Below are 16683 nucleotides of genomic sequence, written 5' to 3'. Positions count from 1 at the left end.
TTTAAAAAAAACATATTTTTCTTTTTTGTTTTTTGGGGGGGGGGGCGCCCCGTGGGGGGGGGGGCCGGCCCCCCGCGACTCGGCCCTTCAGGACGCCAGGCTCTTGCGAAACCGCAGCAGTGCAATGGTAAAGAACAGCAGGCCGATGGCGCTTAATGCCAGCAAGTCCGGCCAGACCACGCCGATGCCGGCGTCGCGAAACAGTATCGCGGCGCTGAGGCTGACGAAGTGTGTCGATGGCGAGCCCTGCATCACCCATTGCAGCCATTGCGGCATGCTGTCGAGGGGCGTACTGCCCCCGGAGAGCAGCAACATCGGGATAATCACTGGAATCGCCAACAAGCCGAACTGCGGTGTCGAGCGGGCGAGGGTCGCGAGGAATATCCCCAGCGCCGTGCTGGCGAACAGATAAACCGCCGTTACCAGCAAGAAAAAGCTCATGGAGCCAGCCAGCGGCACGCCAAGGGCGCCTTTGACAATCACTTCCAGCGACACCCAGGTGCACAGCACCACGACCAGCATGTTGCTCCAGACTTTCGCCAGCATGATTTCCAGTGCCGTCAGCGGCAGCACCAGCAAATGATCGAGGGTGCCGTGCTCGCGTTCACGCAGCAGCGCCGTGCCGGTCAGGATGATGGCCAGTATCGTGATGTTGTTGACGATCTGAATCACCGCCAGGAACCAGCCACCCTCCAGATTGGTATTGAACAGCGCTCGTGTTGTCAGCCGCACGGGTGTCTGGCTCGCCGCATCGCCCTGGCCACTGTAGGTCAGCAGCTCGCGCTGGAAAATCCTCCCGATATAGCCTGCCCCCATGAACGCCTGGCTCATGGCCGTGGCGTCGACGTTGACCTGCACCGCCGGCTGGTGGCCGCCCAGCAGATCGGCCTGAAAATTGGCTGGAACATTGATCACGAAGGTGTACCGCCCGTTGTCCAGCACCTCGTCCAGCTGACCATAAGGCAGCGGCACCGGCGGTTGAAATTCCGGCGGCCGCAGAACCTGGGCCAGTTGGCGTGACATGGGGCTGTGATCTTCATCGACCATGGCCACACTGGCGTTGTGCACACCGATCACTGAGCCCGCGGCCGGCATGTAGATCGCCACTGTAAAGGCGTAGAACAGGAACAGCAGCAATACACTGTCATGTCGCAGGCTGGTGAGTTCCTTGAGGCCAAGACGCAGGATGTGCGCAAGCTTATGCATCAGACCTCCTGCTTTTTCAGCATGGCCAGGCTGAGCCCGGTGAACCCGAGAAAGAACCCGAACAGTGCCAGGCATTGTGGCCACAACTGCCGGATATCCAGCGCCTTGGTGAAGGTGCCGACAGCGATATCGAGAAAATAGCCTGCCGGAAACAGCATCCCCATGACCGCGGCGGCGCCATCAAGGGACGACCGCGGCACGATCAGACCGGAAAACTGGATGGTCGGCAGACTGGTGATGATCATGGTGCCGAGAATCGCGGCGATCTGGGTTCGGGTGAACGCCGAAATCAACAGGCCCATGCTGGTAGTCGCCAGCACGTAGAGCAATCCGCCGAAGGCCAGGGTCAATGCGCTGCCCTTGAAAGGCACGCCGAACAGCCAGCGGTTCATGGCTGTCAGCACGGCGAGATTGATCAGGCTGACGGCCAGATACGGCACCTGTTTACCTAACAGGAACTCCAGGCGGGTCAGCGGTGTGGCGTAGAAGTTGGTGATCGAGCCCAGTTCCTTCTCCCGCACAATGCCCAGCGCAGTCAGCATGGCCGGGATGAACGCCAGGATCAGCGCCATCACTCCAGGGCCGATGGCGTTGACGCTGACGACATCCTGGTTGTAGCGGAAACGGGTTTCCAGTCTGGCTGGCGCTTGCCGGGGTGGTGCGGGACTGGACTGATCCGCCAGTTGCTCCAGGTTGGCCTGGTGTACCGCTTCCACATAGTTGCGGCTGGTTTCAGCGCGAAACGGCATACCGCCGTCGAGCCAGGCCGCCACCGTAGGCTGGCGACCGGCGAACAGATCCCGACCGAATCCGGGGGGAATCTCCAGCGCCAGTTTGATTTCCGAGCGCTGCAGTCGTCGATGCAACTGCGCCGGATCGCTTATCGGGGGTTGCTCGTCGAAGTAACGGGAGCCGCGGAAGGCCTCCAGATAGGCCCGGCTTTGCGGGGTCTGGTCCTGGTCGTAGACCGCGAAGGCGAGTTTCTCCACGTCCAGGGAAATGCCATAGCCGAAAATCACCATCATGAGCATCGCCCCGAGCAGCGCGAAGGCCAGGCGTACCCTATCGCGCAGCAGTTCCTTGCCTTCACGGCTCGCCAATGCCCGCAGTCGCCCAAAGCTGAAGCGACGGTCTTTCATCGATGGGGTGGGTGCGAGCGTTGTGTCGATGGGCGTTGGTGGCGTCTCTGTCGCGACCGGGCTCTGGGCCTGTTCCAGGCAGGTGACGAACGCGGCCTCAAGTGTCTGGCCGTTGAACTGCTGTTGCAGTGCTGCCGGGGTGTCGCAGGCCAAAACCTTGCCTGCGTGCATCAATGAGATGCGGTCGCAACGTTGGGCCTCGTTCATGAAATGGGTGGACAGGAAGATCGTCACGTCCTGTTCACGGGACAGTTCGATCAGCAGTCGCCAGAAATCGTCCCGCGCCGCCGGGTCGACGCCGGAGGTAGGTTCGTCGAGGATCAGCACTTCCGGGCGATGCAGCACCGCCACCGCCAGGGATAATCGTTGACGCAGACCCAGCGGCAATGCACCGGACGGCTGATGGGCGACGCTGGCCAGGCTGAAGCGCTGGATCAATTCGTCGATGCGCTGAGTGCTGTCAGCCTGGGGCAGATCGAACAGTCGCGCATGCAGGTCCAGGTTCTGCCGCACACTGAGCTCGCCATAGAGCGAGAAGCTCTGAGACATGAAGCCGACGCGCTTGCGGGTGGCCAGATCCTTGGCGTTCACTGGGTTGCCCAGCAGCGTGGCACTGCCTTCGCTGGCCGGAATCAGTCCGGTAAGCACTTTCATGGTGGTGGTTTTGCCGCAGCCGTTGGAGCCCAGAAACCCGAAGATCTCGCCGCGGCCGATGGCGAAGCTGACTTTATCCACAGCGGTGAAATCGCCGAAGCGCAGGGTCAGGTCATGGGCTTGGATAGCAATGTCGGCCGTAGCATTGGTTCGGGGAGGGATCACTAGCGGCTGGTTGTCGTGGCCGGTGTCACCCTGAAAGTGGGTGAAGGCTTCATCGAGCTTGCCGCTGGTGGTTACCGCCGCCAGATCGCGGCTCAAACCGGCGGCGATCAGTTTGCCGCCGTCGAGCATCAGGCAATGTTCGAACTGCTCGGCCTCTTCCATGTACGCGGTGGCGACCAGTAGCGTCAGTTGCGGGCGTTGGCGCCGAACATCATCGATCAACGCCCAGAAATGCCGTCGGGACAAAGGGTCGACGCCAGTGGTCGGCTCATCGAGGATCAACAAATCCGGCTCGTGGATCAGTGCGCAACAGAGGCCGAGCTTCTGTTTCATTCCGCCCGACAGCTTGCCGGCCGGGCGCTCGGCAAATCGCAGTAGATCGGTGGCCAGCAGCAGGCTGTGCATGCGCTGATCGCTTTCGGCCGCGGACAGCCCGAACAGCGTGGCGAAGAAGTGAATGTTCTCGCGGATCGACAGATCAGGGTACAGGTTGCCGCCCAGACCTTGAGGCATGAACGCGATGCGCGAGTAGAGGCTGTTGCGGTGGCGCCGGTCCTGGATCGAGTCACCGAGCACCTCCAGTTGGCCCTCCTGTAGCGTCTTCACGCCGGCGATCAATCCCAGCAGGCTGGATTTGCCGGCGCCATCCGGGCCAATCAACCCACACCGGGTACCAGTGGGCAGACTGAGCGTGATGTCAGTCAGCGCATGCCGTTCGCCATAGCGGTGCTGAAGACGAGTGGCATGCAGTGCCAGGCCGGTCATTGAAGATTGGCCGGCCAGTCAATGGGAGCGGTGCGCACATAGCCATTGCCGGGCATCCCCGGTTTGGCCTGGGGCACGGCGCTGGGACGGGTCAGGCGTAGCTTGACCCGAAACACCAGTTTCTGACGTTCGTCGCGTGTCTCGACTTCTTTGGGCGTGAACTGCGATTTGGCCGCCACGAAGCTGATTTTTGCCGGCAGTGGCTGGTCGGGCAGGGCGTCCAGCAGGATCCGCGCTTCATCGCCGACTGCCAGGCGTCCGGCGACGGATGCTGCAAGATAGAGATTCATGTATTGGTCATTCGGGTCAATCAGCAGCAACACTCGCCCTCCAGCGCCGAGCACTTCCCCGGGTTCGGCCATGCGAAGCTGAATGATCCCGTCGATGGGGGCTCGCAAGCTGCTGTCGTCGATTTCGCTGTTTAACTGAGCCACTTGCGCCTGTGCAGCGCCAATGGCTGCGCCGACGGCGGACACCTGGGCGCGGGCCGCAGTAACAGCTGCGTTGGCGGTGTCGAAGCGTGACTGCTGTTGGTCGATGATCTGGCCGCTGGCGAAACCGCGATTGAACAACGCCTGGGAGCGCTTGAGCTCTTGCTGGGCAAGCAGTTGCTCGCTCTGGCGCAGTTTCACATTGGCCTGGGCCGCGGAAAGATTTTCCCGGGCGCGTATCACTTCGGCTTCAGCCTGGTTGCGCTGGGCTTCGAGGGTACGGGTGTCCATGCGGGCCAGCAGTTGCCCCTGGGTTACCTTGTCGCCTTCGTCCACCAGCACTTCAGCCAATCGACCGGGTGTTTTGCTGGCGATCTGCACTTCAGTGGCTTCAAGTCGACCATTGCCGATAGACAACCCTTGGGGCAGTCGGTTAACGGTCGACCGCCAATAACCAAACCCTCCGGCGGCCAGCAATACAGCCCCCAGTAAAAAAACAAAGAAAAGCGAAGAACGGCTGTGCGTCGACATGTCGGCATCCTGCGTCTATAGCGTTCCAGTCTGACAGGAACGCGCCTGAGCACCTTGATGTTAGTCAACTGAGGGACAAGCTTGACCGGTTGGCAAGGTAAGCCTGCGTAACCGGCGGTTGTGCATTATTTAGCGCAGACCAAGCACCGCCGCCCATTGCTCGGCTGTCACCGGCATCACCGACAGTCGCGAGCCTTTCTGCACCAATGGCATTTCGGCCAGCGCCGTTTGCTGTTTCAGATAATCGAGCTTCAGCACCTTGGAAAACGTTTCGACGTGAGCGACATCGATCGCGCTCCAGGCGTTTTTCTCGGCAGTGGCCTTCGGATCGAAGTAATGACTCTCGGGCTCCAGCGCTGTCGGGTCCGGATACGCTGCCTCGACGATCTTTCCGATCCCGGCAATCCCAGGCTCAGGGCAACTGGAGTGATAGAAGAAAAATTCGTCGTCCACTGCCATGGCCCGTAAAAAGTTGCGCGCCTGGTAGTTGCGAACCCCGTCCCAGCGCGCTCGGCCAAGCTTCTCCAGGTCTTTGATGGAGAGTTCGTCGGGCTCGGATTTCATCAGCCAATAAGCCATGGTTTTGCTCCTTGCGAGGTGGGTGGGCAAGTGGTCAGGCAATTTTATGACAAACCGACAGTCGGTTGACGCCAGCGTTTGCGTGTCGGTTCACGTTGTCGCAAAATGCCGGCCTTCTTAGCTTGACGCTGCTGCACGGCCTACACCTACAACGGAAACCGCTGCTGTCATCGTGTTGATGTGCCTTTGGGGGGCAGTCGATGAAACGCAAACCGGATTTACTATGGATTTTGGTTATTTTATTCGGCCTTGGTGTCGTGACCACCGGCTATGCCCAAAGCCTGTGGAACAACAAACCCGATGCTCCCGTCGAGATCGCGCAGCAACAGCCGTCGGCCTTCAAGCGCTGAACCTGTCTTTTAGGCGCCGCTGATATCAGTGGCGTCTAGTCCGCGAAATACCACGCCTTGTCAGTGACCGTGCCCTGCAACGGTACATCCCAGCTCGCCTGAGCCAATCGTTGAACCTTCTGACATTCATGGGCCAAGCCCAGCAGCGTCGGCTTGCGCCAGTTCTTGCGACGCGCCAGGTACGCCAGGCTTCGGTCGTAGAAGCCGCCGCCCATACCCAGGCGTCCGCCGACATCGTCAAACCCCACCAACGGCAGCAACACCAGATCCAGCGCCCAGACCTTGCGTTGCCGGGCGATATTGGCCCGTGGTTCGGGAATTCGGAAACGGTTGGGTTTGAGTTTTTCGCCGGGACGAATCCGCTGGAACACCATTTTGGTTCGCGGCCAGGCGCTGAGTACCGGCAGGTACGTGGCCTTGCCCCGACGTTGCGCGGCACGCATCAGCAGGCGCGGGTCGATTTCACCGTCGGTGGGCAGGTACAGGGAGATGTGTTTTGCGCGGCGAAACAGTGGGTGCTGGGCCAATTGCTTATACAGCCCGCGAGCGGCTTCGCGTTGCTGACAGGGGGTCAGTGCGCGGCGGGCCTTGCGCAGCATGCGTCGAAGTTGCGGTCGGGGCAGCAGCGCAGGTTCGGTCATGGATTCAGGCTTCAGAAAGTGCGAGTACTAAAAGCGTACCCGTAAACATGCCGATGCCGGTATGAAAACCGGCATCGGATTGAAATCAGGCTCCCCGGATGAACCGCTGCTGACTTAGCCCTTGAACCCGAAAGTTCAAGGTGGAAGATGCAGTAGGCTTTAAGGCTTTCCGTCTAGCGGACATGCACACCAGCCCAACATGCAACCTCCAGGGTAGTGCGAATCGGCTCAGGGACGTGGTCAACTGGCAAGCACCCCAGGGAGTGATGCGAGTATAACTCAAGCGGCCAGGCGAATCAGCCCTTGGTGACATCCGGATCGGTCGACAGCGCCAGATCGACGCGGTCCAGCAGGTCGCGAACCTGTTCCCGGGTCGAACCGCTGGCCTGCACATCCGGACGTTCTTCCTTGTGCAGAAGATCGTGCGTGATGTTCAGCGCGGCCATCACGGCAATGCGGTCGGCGCCGATGACTTTGCCGCTGCTGCGGATCTCGCGCATCTTGCCGTCCAGGTAGCGGGCAGCGCTGATCAGGTTGCTGCGCTCTTCCTGGGGGCAGATGATCGAATATTCTTTGTCGAGGATCTGCACGGTAACGCTATTGCTTGAACTCATGAGTCTTGCTCCAGGGCCTTGAGGCGCGAAATCATCGATTCGACCTTACGCCGGGCGATTTCATTTTTTTCAATGAGGTGCGCGCGTTCCTCGCGCCAGGTCTTTTCTTGAGCTAGTAAGAGTGCGTTTTGACTCTTTAGTTGCTCGACTCGGGTAATCAGCAGCTCGAGTCTGGCCATCAGCGCTTGCAGGTCGGTGTCTTCCATTGTGTCCACGTGTTCGTCTGATGGGAGGTAGCTGGCGGACAGCCTTTAATAGTCTTGGCGAGTCTGTCGATGTAGGATACAAGGCCTTCATTCTAGACATAGCGCCGTCTGGCGCCTAGCTACCCATGCCCATTCAGAATTCTCCGTACCAAGCCTTCGCCACCCTGCTGAGTACCAGCGGCCATCCCGTCTCGCCTGCCGAGTTGCACGGCCTGCTGCTCGGCCGTAGCTGCGCCGGTGCCGGTTTCGATGCCGACAGCTGGCTGGCAGACGCCGCCGAGCTGCTCGAAGGCGAGCCGCAAGACAACGTTCGCAACGCCTTGATCGGCCTGCAAGAGATGGTCAAGGGCGAGCTTACCAGCGACGACATGACCGTTGTTCTGCTGCTGCCGAGCGACGACGCGCCGCTCACCGAGCGCGCAGCCGCGCTGGGCCAGTGGTGCCAGGGCTTCCTCACTGGCTTCGGCCTGACCCGTCGCGAATATGCCCTCAGCGCTGAAGCGACTGAAGTGCTGCAGGATCTGGCCGCCATTTCTCAGGTGCAAGACGCCCTGGAAGAGTCCGACGACGGCGAAAGCGACTACATGGAAGTCATGGAGTACCTGCGCGTCGCACCGTTGCTGCTGTTCACTGAAACCAAGAAAACCGACGAAGCAGCCGCCAAACCGTCGTTGCATTAATCGCGAGCCAGGAAAAGCCATCTGCCCATGATTCATATCCCGAAATCGGAATACAGCCGTCGCCGCAAGGCCTTGATGGCGCAGATGGAACCCAACAGCATCGCCATTCTGCCCGCCGCCGCGGTTGCCATTCGCAACCGTGACGTCGAGCACGTTTACCGTCAGGACAGCGACTTCCAGTACCTCAGCGGCTTTCCCGAGCCTCAGGCCGTTATCGTTTTGATTCCCGGTCGCGAACATGGCGAGTACATCCTGTTCTGCCGTGAGCGCAATGCCGAGCGCGAGCTGTGGGACGGCCTGCGCGCCGGCCAGGAAGGCGCGATCCGCGACTTCGGCGCCGACGACGCTTTCCCCATTACCGACATCGACGACATCCTGCCGGGCCTGATCGAAGGCCGCGACCGGGTGTATTCGGCCATGGGCAGCAACCCGGAATTCGATCGACACCTGATGGACTGGATCAACGTGATCCGCTCCAAGGCGAATCTCGGTGCCCAGCCGCCGAACGAATTCGTTGCCCTGGATCATCTGTTGCACGACATGCGCCTGTATAAATCGGCGGCAGAAGTGAAGGTGATGCGCGAAGCCGCGCGGATTTCCGCCCAGGCGCATATTCGGGCGATGCAGGCCAGCCGTGCCGGTTTGCATGAGTTCAGCCTCGAAGCCGAGCTCGATTACGAATTCCGCAAGGGCGGGGCGAAGATGCCGGCCTACGGTTCGATCGTCGCCGCCGGGCGCAACAGCTGCATCCTGCATTACCAGCAGAATGACGCGGTGCTCAAAGACGGCGATCTGGTGCTGATCGATGCTGGTTGCGAGATCGACTGCTATGCCAGCGACATCACCCGCACCTGGCCGGTCAACGGCAAGTATTCACCGGAACAGAAGGCGATCTACGAGCTGGTGCTGGCTTCCCAGGAAGCGGCGTTTGCCGAAATCGCACCGAACAAACACTGGAATCAGGCGCACGAAGCCACGGTTCGAGTCATTACCACGGGCCTTGTGAAGTTGGGCCTGTTGCAGGGCGAGGTCGATGAACTGATCGCCAGCGAAGCCTACAAGGCGTTTTACATGCACCGCGCCGGCCACTGGCTGGGCATGGATGTGCATGATGTCGGCGAGTACAAGGTCGGCGGTGAATGGCGCGTGCTGGAAGTCGGCATGGCGCTGACGGTCGAGCCGGGCATCTACATTGCCCCGGACAACCAGAACGTAGCGAAGAAATGGCGCGGCATTGGCGTGCGCATCGAGGACGACGTGGTGGTCACCAAAACCGGTTGTGAAATCCTGACGAGCGGCGTGCCGAAAACGGTCGCCGAGATCGAGGACTTGATGGCCGCCGCACGGACACAAGCGGCATGAGTCGAGTCAATCTGGCAATCATCGGCGGTGGCCTGGTTGGCGCCAGCCTTGCGTTGGCGTTGCAGGCCGGGGCCAAGGCCCGTGGCTGGAAGATCGTGCTGATCGAACCCTTTGCCCCCGGCGATACGTACCAACCGAGCTATGACGCTCGCTCTTCGGCGTTGTCGTTCGGCGCCCGGCAGATTTATCAACGGCTGGGCGTGTGGCAGGAAATCTCCCGCCGCGCCGAGCCGATCAAGCAGATTCATGTCTCCGACCGTGGGCGTTTTTCCACCGCGCGGTTGTCGGCGATGGAAGAGGGCGTTCCAGCACTGGGTTATGTGGCGGAAAACGCCTGGCTCGGCCAATGCCTCTGGCACAGCCTGGACAAGGACGTGATCAGTTGGCGTTGCCCGGCGGAAGTCACCGCCATGGAACCGCTGACCGACGGCTATCGCCTGACGCTCAACGATGAAACCCTGGTGGAATGCGACCTCGCGGTGTTGGCCGATGGCGGCCGTTCGGGCCTGCGTGAACAGCTGGGGATCGGCGTCAAGACGCGCCCGTACAACCAGAGCGCGCTGATCGCCAACATCACTCCGAGCGAAGCGCACAACGGCATGGCCTTCGAACGCTTCACTGACGACGGCCCAATGGCTTTGTTGCCGCTGCCGGAAAACCGCTGCGCCCTGGTCTGGACCCGTCTGGGCATGGACGCGCAACGGCTGGCGGCCCTTGATGACCGCAGCTTTCTCAGCGAGCTGCAGGGCGTGTTCGGTTATCGCCTCGGCACGCTGAAACAGGTTGGCGCCCGCAATTTGTATCCGCTGTCGCTGATCGAAGCCGAGGAGCAAGTCCGCCCGCATCTGGCGATCCTCGGCAACGCCGCGCACAGCCTGCACCCGATTGCCGGACAAGGCTTCAACCTGTCCCTGCGCGATGCCCAGGCTTTGGCTGACACCTTATTGAGCAGCGAGACCGCGCTCGGCGACTTTGCGACCTTGCAGGCTTATCGCGAGCGCCAGCGTCTGGACCAGAACCTGACCGTGGGCTTCTCCGATCAGGTCACCCGGTTGTTCGGCAGCACCCAGCCGCTGGTTTCCCTGGGGCGCAACATCGGCCTGCTCGGTCTCGATCTGCTGCCGCCGGCCAAGCGCTGGTTCGCCCGGCAGGCCATGGGCCTGGGCACGCGTCCCGATGTTTAAGCGGGCGCACCTGCACATCAATATTCATGACGACGCGAGCACTTCGGTGACGCGCGTCGAGAGAACCCTTTACCTGCGGCTCAAGCCGCAAGCGAGACAGGCCTAAAGCATGGAAATGCGCGCAGATCTGCTGATTGTCGGGGCCGGAATGGTCGGCAGTGCCCTGGCGCTGGCGTTACAAAACAGCGGGCTTGAAGTCCTGCTGCTGGACGGCAGCCCTTTGAGCGTCAAACCCTTCGACGGCCAGGCGCCGTTCGAGCCGCGGGTGAGTGCCCTGTCGGCGGCCAGCCAGCGAATACTCGAACGCCTGGGCGTGTGGGACGGCATCGCCAACCGGCGCAGCAGCCCCTACACCGACATGCACGTCTGGGACGGCAGCGGCACTGGGAAAATCCATTTCTCGGCGACCAGCGTACATGCCGACGTGCTTGGGCATATCGTCGAGAACCGTGTGGTTCAGGACGCCTTGCTCGACCGGCTGCACGACTGCGACCTCGGGATGCTGGCCAATGCGCGTCTGGAGCAGATGCGCCGTTCCGGTGACGATTGGCTGCTGACCCTGGCCGATGGCCGCACCTTGCGGGCACCGTTGGTGATCGCGGCGGATGGCGCCAACTCGGCGGTGCGGCGCCTGACCGGCGTTGCGACCCGCGAATGGGATTACATGCACCACGCGATCGTCACCAGTGTGCGCTGTTCCAAACCGCATCAAATGACCGCGTGGCAGCGTTTCACCGACAACGGCCCGCTGGCGTTTCTACCGCTGGAACGTGACGGTCAGCAGGATTGGTGCTCGATTGTCTGGTCGACCACGCCGAGCGAAGCCGAACGTCTGATGGCGCTGGACGACGAAATCTTCTGCAAGGAGCTGGAGCGGGCCTTTGAAGGCTGTCTCGGCACGGTGCTCAGCGCCGACCCGCGTCTGTGCGTGCCGCTGCGTCAGCGTCATGCCAAGCGTTACGTGGCAGAAGGCCTGGCGCTGATCGGCGACGCGGCCCACACCATCCATCCGCTGGCCGGGCAGGGCGTGAACCTCGGTTTCCTCGATGCCGCAGTGCTGGCCGAAGTGCTGCTGCAAGCGGCCGCGCGCGGTGAGCGATTGGCGGATGTGAAAGTGCTCAGTCGCTATGAGCGTCGGCGCATGCCCCATAACCTGGCGTTGATGGCGGCGATGGAAGGGTTCGAACGGCTGTTCCAGGCCGATCCGTTACCGGTGCGCTGGTTGCGCAATACCGGGTTGAAGATGGTCGACCAGATGCCCGAGGCCAAGGCGTTGTTCGTGCGCGAAGCGCTTGGGTTGATTGGGGATTTGCCAGCGTTGGCCAAGGCCTGAAGCCCCCTCGCCACATTGTCATTCATTCGATTGTGCAACATCTGGTAACTCCTCCACCCAGTGTTCGATTGAGAAGCGAAATGTGAGTCCTTATCATTTGGGCTCACTTCCCCATTTCGAGAGACCGCTTCCATGTTGGCACCCAAGCGTCTACTGACCGCACTGGCCCTGACCCTGATAGGCAGCACCGCCGCCCAGGCTGCCGACGCGGTGGTGGTTTACTCCTCGCGTATCGATGAGCTGATCAAACCGGTCTTCGATGCCTACACCCAGAAAACCGGCGTACAGGTGAAGTTCATCACCGACAAGGAAGCGCCGTTGATGCAGCGGATCAAGGCCGAGGGCGAAAACGCCACCGCCGACCTGCTGCTGACCGTCGATGCCGGCAACCTCTGGCAGGCCGAGCAGATGGGCATCCTCCAGCCGTTCACCTCCAAGGTGATCGACGCCAACATCCCGCTGCAATACCGCGCATCCTCCCATGCCTGGACTGGCCTGAGCCTGCGGGCGCGGACCATCGCCTACTCCACCGACCGGGTGAAACCCGGTGAGCTGACCACTTACGAGGCGCTGGCCGACAAACAGTGGGAAGGCCGCCTGTGCCTGCGCACGGCGAAGAAGGTCTACAACCAGTCGCTGACCGCCACGATGATCGAAGTCCATGGCGCCGAGAAAACCGAGAAGATCCTCAAAGGCTGGGTCAACAACCTGTCCACCGACGTGTTCTCCGACGACATCGCCGTGCTGGAAGCGATCAATGCCGGTCAGTGCGACGTCGGCATCGTCAACACTTACTACTATGGCCGTCTGCACAAGCAGAAGCCGGACCTGCCGGTGAAACTGTTCTGGCCGAATCAGGGCGACCGTGGCGTGCACGTCAACCTGTCGGGCATCGGCCTGACCAAACACGCACCGCACCCGGAAGCCGCCAAGGCGTTGGTGGAGTGGATGACCACACCTGATGCGCAGAAGATTTTCGCTGACATAAACCAGGAGTTCCCGGCCAACCCTGCCGTTCCGCCTTCGGCTGAAGTCGCGAGCTGGGGCAAGTTCGTGGCCGATACCTTGCCAGTGGAAATCGCCGGTAAGCGTCAGGCTGAAGCGATTCGGATGATGGATCGGGTCGGCTGGAACTGAGTCTGCTGTTTTAAAGATCAAAAGATCGCAGCCTGCGGCAGCTCCCACCGGGTAAATACCATCCCGACGTAGGAGCTGCCGCAGGCTGCGATCTTTTTGCGGTTTGCATACACTTCGTTGATTTACTCGAGAGCTTTTCCTTGGCCCACCCCGCCCAACGCCGCTGGTATCCCCTGGTCTTCGCCATCGCTGCGCTGGTCCTGCTGCCCCTGAGCGTCCTGCTTCTTTCCTGGCAAACCATCGATCAGCAGATCTGGTCCCACCTGTGGGACACGCAGATGCCGCGGCTGCTGGGCAATACCCTCGCGCTGGTCGTCGGCGTTGGCATCGGCGTGACGCTGTTGGGCGTCAGCCTGGCCTGGCTCACCAGCCTCTGTGAGTTCCCGGGGCGGCGGTGGCTGGATTGGGCGCTGATGCTGCCGTTCGCGATTCCTGCCTACGTGCTGGCCTTCGTCTTCGTCGGCCTGCTGGATTTCGCCGGCCCGGTGCAAACCATGCTGCGCGAATGGTTCGGCAGTGGTCTGAGGCTGCCGCGAGTGCGTTCCACCGGCGGCGTGATTCTGGTGCTGGTGCTGGTTTTCTATCCCTACGTTTACCTGTTGGCGCGCACCGCATTCCTGGCCCAGGGCAAAGGCCTGATGGAAGCGGCGCGAGTCCTTGGGCAATCTCCGTGGCAGGCGTTCTGGCGAGTGGCGTTGCCCATGGCACGCCCGGCGATCGGCGCGGGGGTGGCGTTGGCGCTGATGGAAACCCTGGCGGATTTCGGTGCGGTGTCGGTGTTCAACTTCGATACGTTCACCACCGCCATCTACAAGACCTGGTACGGCTTTTTCAGTCTCCCCACCGCCGCGCAACTGGCCAGCCTGCTGCTGTTAGTGGTGATGGTCGTGTTATATGGCGAGCGCCGGGCTCGGGGAGCCAACCGGGCGGGCAACGAACGGCCGCGGGTCAAGGCGCTGTATCACCTGCATGGGGTCAAGGCGCTGGCGGCGATGAGCTGGTGTGGTCTGGTGTTCGCCTGCGCCTTCGTCATTCCCGTGCTGCAACTGCTGGTGTGGTTCTGGCAACGCGGGCGCTTCGATCTGGACGAGCGGTATGCCGGGCTGATCGTGCACACCCTGTACCTGGGCGGCATGGCGGCGTTGATTACTGTCAGCGTCGCGCTGCTGCTGGCCTTCGCCCGTCGATTGGCACCGACCCGGGCGATCCGTTCCGGCATCAGCCTGGCCAACCTCGGCTACGCACTGCCGGGCTCGGTATTGGCGGTGTCGATCATGCTGGCGTTCAGTTATCTGGATCGCGAACTGGTGATTCCGCTGTCGGGCTGGCTTGGCGGCGCGGGCAAACCGTTGCTGCTGGGCAGTCTGTCGGCGTTGTTGCTGGCCTATCTGGTGCGATTCATCGCCGTGGCTTACGGGCCGCTGGAAAGCAGCCTGGCGCGAATACGGCCCTCTTTGCCCGAAGCAGCACGTAGCCTTGGCGTCAGTGGGCCACGACTGTTTTTCAAAGTGTATCTGCCGCTGCTGCTTCCGGGCACGTTGAGCGCTGCGTTGCTGGTGTTCGTCGACGTGCTCAAGGAAATGCCCGCGACCCTGCTGATGCGCCCGTTCGGCTGGGACACGCTGGCGGTGCGGATCTTTGAAATGACCAGCGAAGGCGAGTGGGCCAGGGCCTCGTTGCCGGCACTGACCCTGGTTCTGGTCGGGCTGTTGCCGGTCATCGGATTAATCAGAAGGTCGGCGCATCGAAACACCTAGGCGCCCTGTCTCGCGAATCCGTCCCGAGTTTGACGAGTGACTGTTATTGCCAGGCAAGGCGCCGTGACGAGTCATAGCTCGCTATGGCGAGGAACGGCAACGCAGCATGGCAATAACAGGCGCCGTCAAAACGGGACAGTGATTCGTGAGACAGGGCGCTGTGCCAGTCCTACACCTTGCGGCTACAATGCGCGGCATTCGGTGCGGTCCGTCTTTCAGACCGGGTTGCTGAAATCGGCTGAAAGCCTTTATTCCAAGGCATTTCACCCCGTACAGCGGCTGTCCGCACCTTCGCCACGCCCGGAAGGAGAAACCCATGGGACAGCGCACGCCTCTGTATGACCTTCATCTCGCCCTCGGCGCGAAGATGGTCGATTTTGGCGGTTGGGATATGCCTCTGCATTACGGCTCGCAGGTCGAGGAACACCATCAGGTGCGCCGCGATTGCGGGGTTTTCGATGTATCCCATATGACCGTGATCGATGTCGACGGCCCCCAGGCCAAGGCCTGGCTGCAATATTTGCTGGCCAACGACGTCGAGCGCCTGCACAGCCCCGGCCGTGCCTTGTACAGCGCCATGCTCAACGAGCACGGCGGTATCGTCGACGACATGATCGTCTATCGCCTCGATGACGGATATCGGCTGGTGGTCAACGCCTCCACCCGCAATCAGGACCTGGCCTGGATGCAGGCTCATCTCGGCGACTTCGATGTGCGGCTCAACGAGCGCTCCGAACTGGCGATGCTGGCCATTCAAGGGCCTCACGCCCGGCACAAGATTGCCGAACTGGTGACCCAGTCCCGCGCTACGTTGATCCAGCAGCTCAAACCTTTCGAAGGTCAGGCCGACGGTGACTGGTTCATCGCCCGCACCGGTTACACCGGTGAGGACGGTCTGGAAATCGTACTGCCGGCCGATCAGGCGCCGGGCTTCTTCAACGATCTGGTGGGCGCGGGCATTTCCCCGATCGGCCTCGGGGCGCGCGATACCTTGCGGGTCGAAGCCGGCATGAACCTGTACGGTCAGGATATTCATCAAGACGTTTCGCCATTGGCTTCCAACATGGCCTGGAGCATTGCCTGGGAACCGGCCACGCGCCAGTTCCTTGGCCGCACCGCCCTGGAGGCCGAGCAGGCCGCTGGCGTGCAGCACAAACTGGTCGGTCTGGTCCTTGAAGAACGTGGTGTCTTGCGAGCGCATCAGGTGGTTCGCATCGCCGATGTTGGCGAAGGGGAGATCACCAGTGGTAGTTTCTCTCCTACGCTTAGCAAGTCGATTGCACTGGCGCGCGTGCCGGCGGCCACCGCCGACCGCGCTGAAGTGGAAATCCGTGGCAAGTGGTACCCGGTTCGAGTGGTCAAGCCGACCTTCGTACGCCATGGCAAAACCTTGATCTAACCTTTTTTGGCGGGCAACGACCGCCGACATTTTTCTTGAGGACACAGAACATGAGCGAAATCCCTGTCGACCTGCGTTTTGCCGAAAGTCACGAATGGGCCCGTCTAGACCATGATGGCGGCGTGAAAGTGGGTATTTCAGACCATGCTCAGGAAGCCTTGGGTGATGTGGTGTTCGTCGAGCTGCCGGAAATCGGCAAAGTGTTCGCTGCCGGTGAGGCTGCGGGTGTCGTCGAGTCGGTCAAGGCTGCGTCGGATATCTACTCGCCGGTCTCCGGTACCGTCATTGCGGTCAACGAAGAGTTGGCCAACAGCCCGGAACTGGTCAACAGCGCGCCTTATGACAGCTGGTTCTTCAAGCTGGAGCCAAGCGATACCTCTGAGCTGGACAAGCTGCTCGACCCGATGGCCTACAAGGCCGCCATCGGCGAATAATGCTCGCCCCGTAGGAGCTTGGGCGGGGGGCGGGGCGGGTGGTTTTTGTTTTTTAAATAAAAAAAACACGACGGAGGCGGGGGGGGGAGAAGGGAGGTGTTAGGTGTGGTGGGGGG

Annotated in this window: 16 protein-coding genes and 1 other RNA gene; 9 read left to right on the top strand and 8 right to left on the bottom strand. The window is 61.4% G+C overall.

Annotation, left to right across the window (positions count from 1 at the left end; genetic code table 11):
* Nucleotides 1–87 precede the first annotated feature (87 nt).
* The 4 genes from ACCC96_RS29645 to ACCC96_RS29630 all read right to left on the bottom strand — a co-directional run bounded on the left by ACCC96_RS29645 (nucleotide 88) and on the right by ACCC96_RS29630 (nucleotide 5470).
* Nucleotides 88–1206 carry an ABC transporter permease gene (locus ACCC96_RS29645; RefSeq protein ID WP_258612824.1) on the bottom strand — a complete coding sequence of 373 codons (1119 nt, stop codon included), beginning with the start codon at nucleotides 1204–1206 and terminating at the stop codon, nucleotides 88–90.
* The gene (gene rbbA / locus ACCC96_RS29640) at nucleotides 1206–3929 is read right to left on the bottom strand and encodes a ribosome-associated ATPase/putative transporter RbbA (RefSeq protein ID WP_413697673.1); all 2724 of its coding nucleotides are present in this window, start codon (nucleotides 3927–3929) and stop codon (nucleotides 1206–1208) included. The genes ACCC96_RS29645 and rbbA overlap by 1 nt, the downstream gene beginning before the upstream one ends.
* The gene (locus ACCC96_RS29635) at nucleotides 3926–4891 is read right to left on the bottom strand and encodes an HlyD family secretion protein (protein ID WP_413697672.1); all 966 of its coding nucleotides are present in this window, start codon (nucleotides 4889–4891) and stop codon (nucleotides 3926–3928) included. Before ACCC96_RS29635 ends, rbbA begins: the two co-directional genes overlap by 4 nt.
* Nucleotides 4892–5020: 129 nt before the next feature.
* Nucleotides 5021–5470 carry an EVE domain-containing protein gene (locus ACCC96_RS29630; protein WP_413697671.1) on the bottom strand — a complete coding sequence of 150 codons (450 nt, stop codon included), beginning with the start codon at nucleotides 5468–5470 and terminating at the stop codon, nucleotides 5021–5023.
* Between the two features lie 200 nt (nucleotides 5471–5670).
* On the opposite strand from ACCC96_RS29630, the gene ACCC96_RS29625 reads away from it, so the two are divergent.
* Nucleotides 5671–5820, top strand: a complete 150-nt coding sequence (locus tag ACCC96_RS29625; protein WP_018927582.1) for a hypothetical protein — start codon at nucleotides 5671–5673, stop codon at nucleotides 5818–5820.
* A 35-nt stretch (nucleotides 5821–5855) separates the two neighbouring features.
* On the opposite strand, the gene ACCC96_RS29620 is transcribed toward ACCC96_RS29625, so the two are convergent.
* From ACCC96_RS29620 to ACCC96_RS29605, 4 genes are all read right to left on the bottom strand, one after another.
* Nucleotides 5856–6461 (bottom strand): 5-formyltetrahydrofolate cyclo-ligase, encoded by a 606-nt coding sequence (locus ACCC96_RS29620; RefSeq protein ID WP_019650153.1) that lies wholly within the window; start codon nucleotides 6459–6461, stop codon nucleotides 5856–5858.
* Between the two features lie 87 nt (nucleotides 6462–6548).
* Nucleotides 6549–6727, bottom strand: a non-coding RNA gene (gene ssrS / locus ACCC96_RS29615) — 6S RNA.
* 30 nt (nucleotides 6728–6757) lie between these two features.
* Entirely contained in the window at nucleotides 6758–7075 is a 318-nt protein-coding gene (locus tag ACCC96_RS29610) for a cell division protein ZapA (protein ID WP_018927584.1), read from the bottom strand.
* Nucleotides 7072–7281, bottom strand: a complete 210-nt coding sequence (locus ACCC96_RS29605) for a TIGR02449 family protein (RefSeq protein WP_007940359.1) — start codon at nucleotides 7279–7281, stop codon at nucleotides 7072–7074. The genes ACCC96_RS29610 and ACCC96_RS29605 overlap by 4 nt, the downstream gene beginning before the upstream one ends.
* A 125-nt stretch (nucleotides 7282–7406) precedes the next feature.
* Between ACCC96_RS29605 and ACCC96_RS29600 the strand changes: the two genes are divergently transcribed.
* From ACCC96_RS29600 to gcvH, 8 genes are all read left to right on the top strand, one after another.
* Nucleotides 7407–7961 carry a YecA family protein gene (locus ACCC96_RS29600; protein ID WP_007940361.1) on the top strand — a complete coding sequence of 185 codons (555 nt, stop codon included), beginning with the start codon at nucleotides 7407–7409 and terminating at the stop codon, nucleotides 7959–7961.
* A gap of 27 nt (nucleotides 7962–7988) precedes the next feature.
* Nucleotides 7989–9323, top strand: a complete 1335-nt coding sequence (gene pepP / locus ACCC96_RS29595) for a Xaa-Pro aminopeptidase (RefSeq protein ID WP_258671565.1) — start codon at nucleotides 7989–7991, stop codon at nucleotides 9321–9323.
* Nucleotides 9320–10507 (top strand): 2-octaprenyl-6-methoxyphenyl hydroxylase, encoded by a 1188-nt coding sequence (ubiH, locus tag ACCC96_RS29590; protein WP_413697670.1) that lies wholly within the window; start codon nucleotides 9320–9322, stop codon nucleotides 10505–10507. The genes pepP and ubiH overlap by 4 nt, the downstream gene beginning before the upstream one ends.
* 115 nt (nucleotides 10508–10622) lie before the next feature.
* Nucleotides 10623–11840, top strand: a complete 1218-nt coding sequence (locus ACCC96_RS29585) for a 2-octaprenyl-3-methyl-6-methoxy-1,4-benzoquinol hydroxylase (RefSeq protein WP_413697674.1) — start codon at nucleotides 10623–10625, stop codon at nucleotides 11838–11840.
* A 132-nt stretch (nucleotides 11841–11972) separates the two neighbouring features.
* A complete protein-coding gene (locus ACCC96_RS29580; RefSeq protein ID WP_258671564.1) occupies nucleotides 11973–12977 on the top strand; it encodes an extracellular solute-binding protein in 1005 nt (334 codons plus the stop codon).
* 140 nt (nucleotides 12978–13117) lie between these two features.
* Nucleotides 13118–14734, top strand: a complete 1617-nt coding sequence (locus tag ACCC96_RS29575) for an ABC transporter permease (RefSeq protein WP_413697669.1) — start codon at nucleotides 13118–13120, stop codon at nucleotides 14732–14734.
* A 316-nt stretch (nucleotides 14735–15050) separates the two neighbouring features.
* On the top strand, nucleotides 15051–16133 hold the full coding sequence (gcvT, locus tag ACCC96_RS29570; RefSeq protein ID WP_413697668.1) for a glycine cleavage system aminomethyltransferase GcvT: 1083 nt from the start codon (nucleotides 15051–15053) through the stop codon (nucleotides 16131–16133).
* A 50-nt stretch (nucleotides 16134–16183) separates the two neighbouring features.
* The gene (gcvH, locus tag ACCC96_RS29565; protein WP_018927591.1) at nucleotides 16184–16567 is read left to right on the top strand and encodes a glycine cleavage system protein GcvH; all 384 of its coding nucleotides are present in this window, start codon (nucleotides 16184–16186) and stop codon (nucleotides 16565–16567) included.
* The last annotated feature ends 116 nt before the right edge of the window (nucleotides 16568–16683 follow it).

It is taken from the genome of Pseudomonas sp. Pseusp11 (assembly GCF_047304405.1).
Taxonomy (GTDB): domain Bacteria; phylum Pseudomonadota; class Gammaproteobacteria; order Pseudomonadales; family Pseudomonadaceae; genus Aquipseudomonas.
The sequence above is the reverse complement of the archived record's forward strand: the minus strand, read 5'-3'. Positions and strand labels throughout refer to the sequence as shown.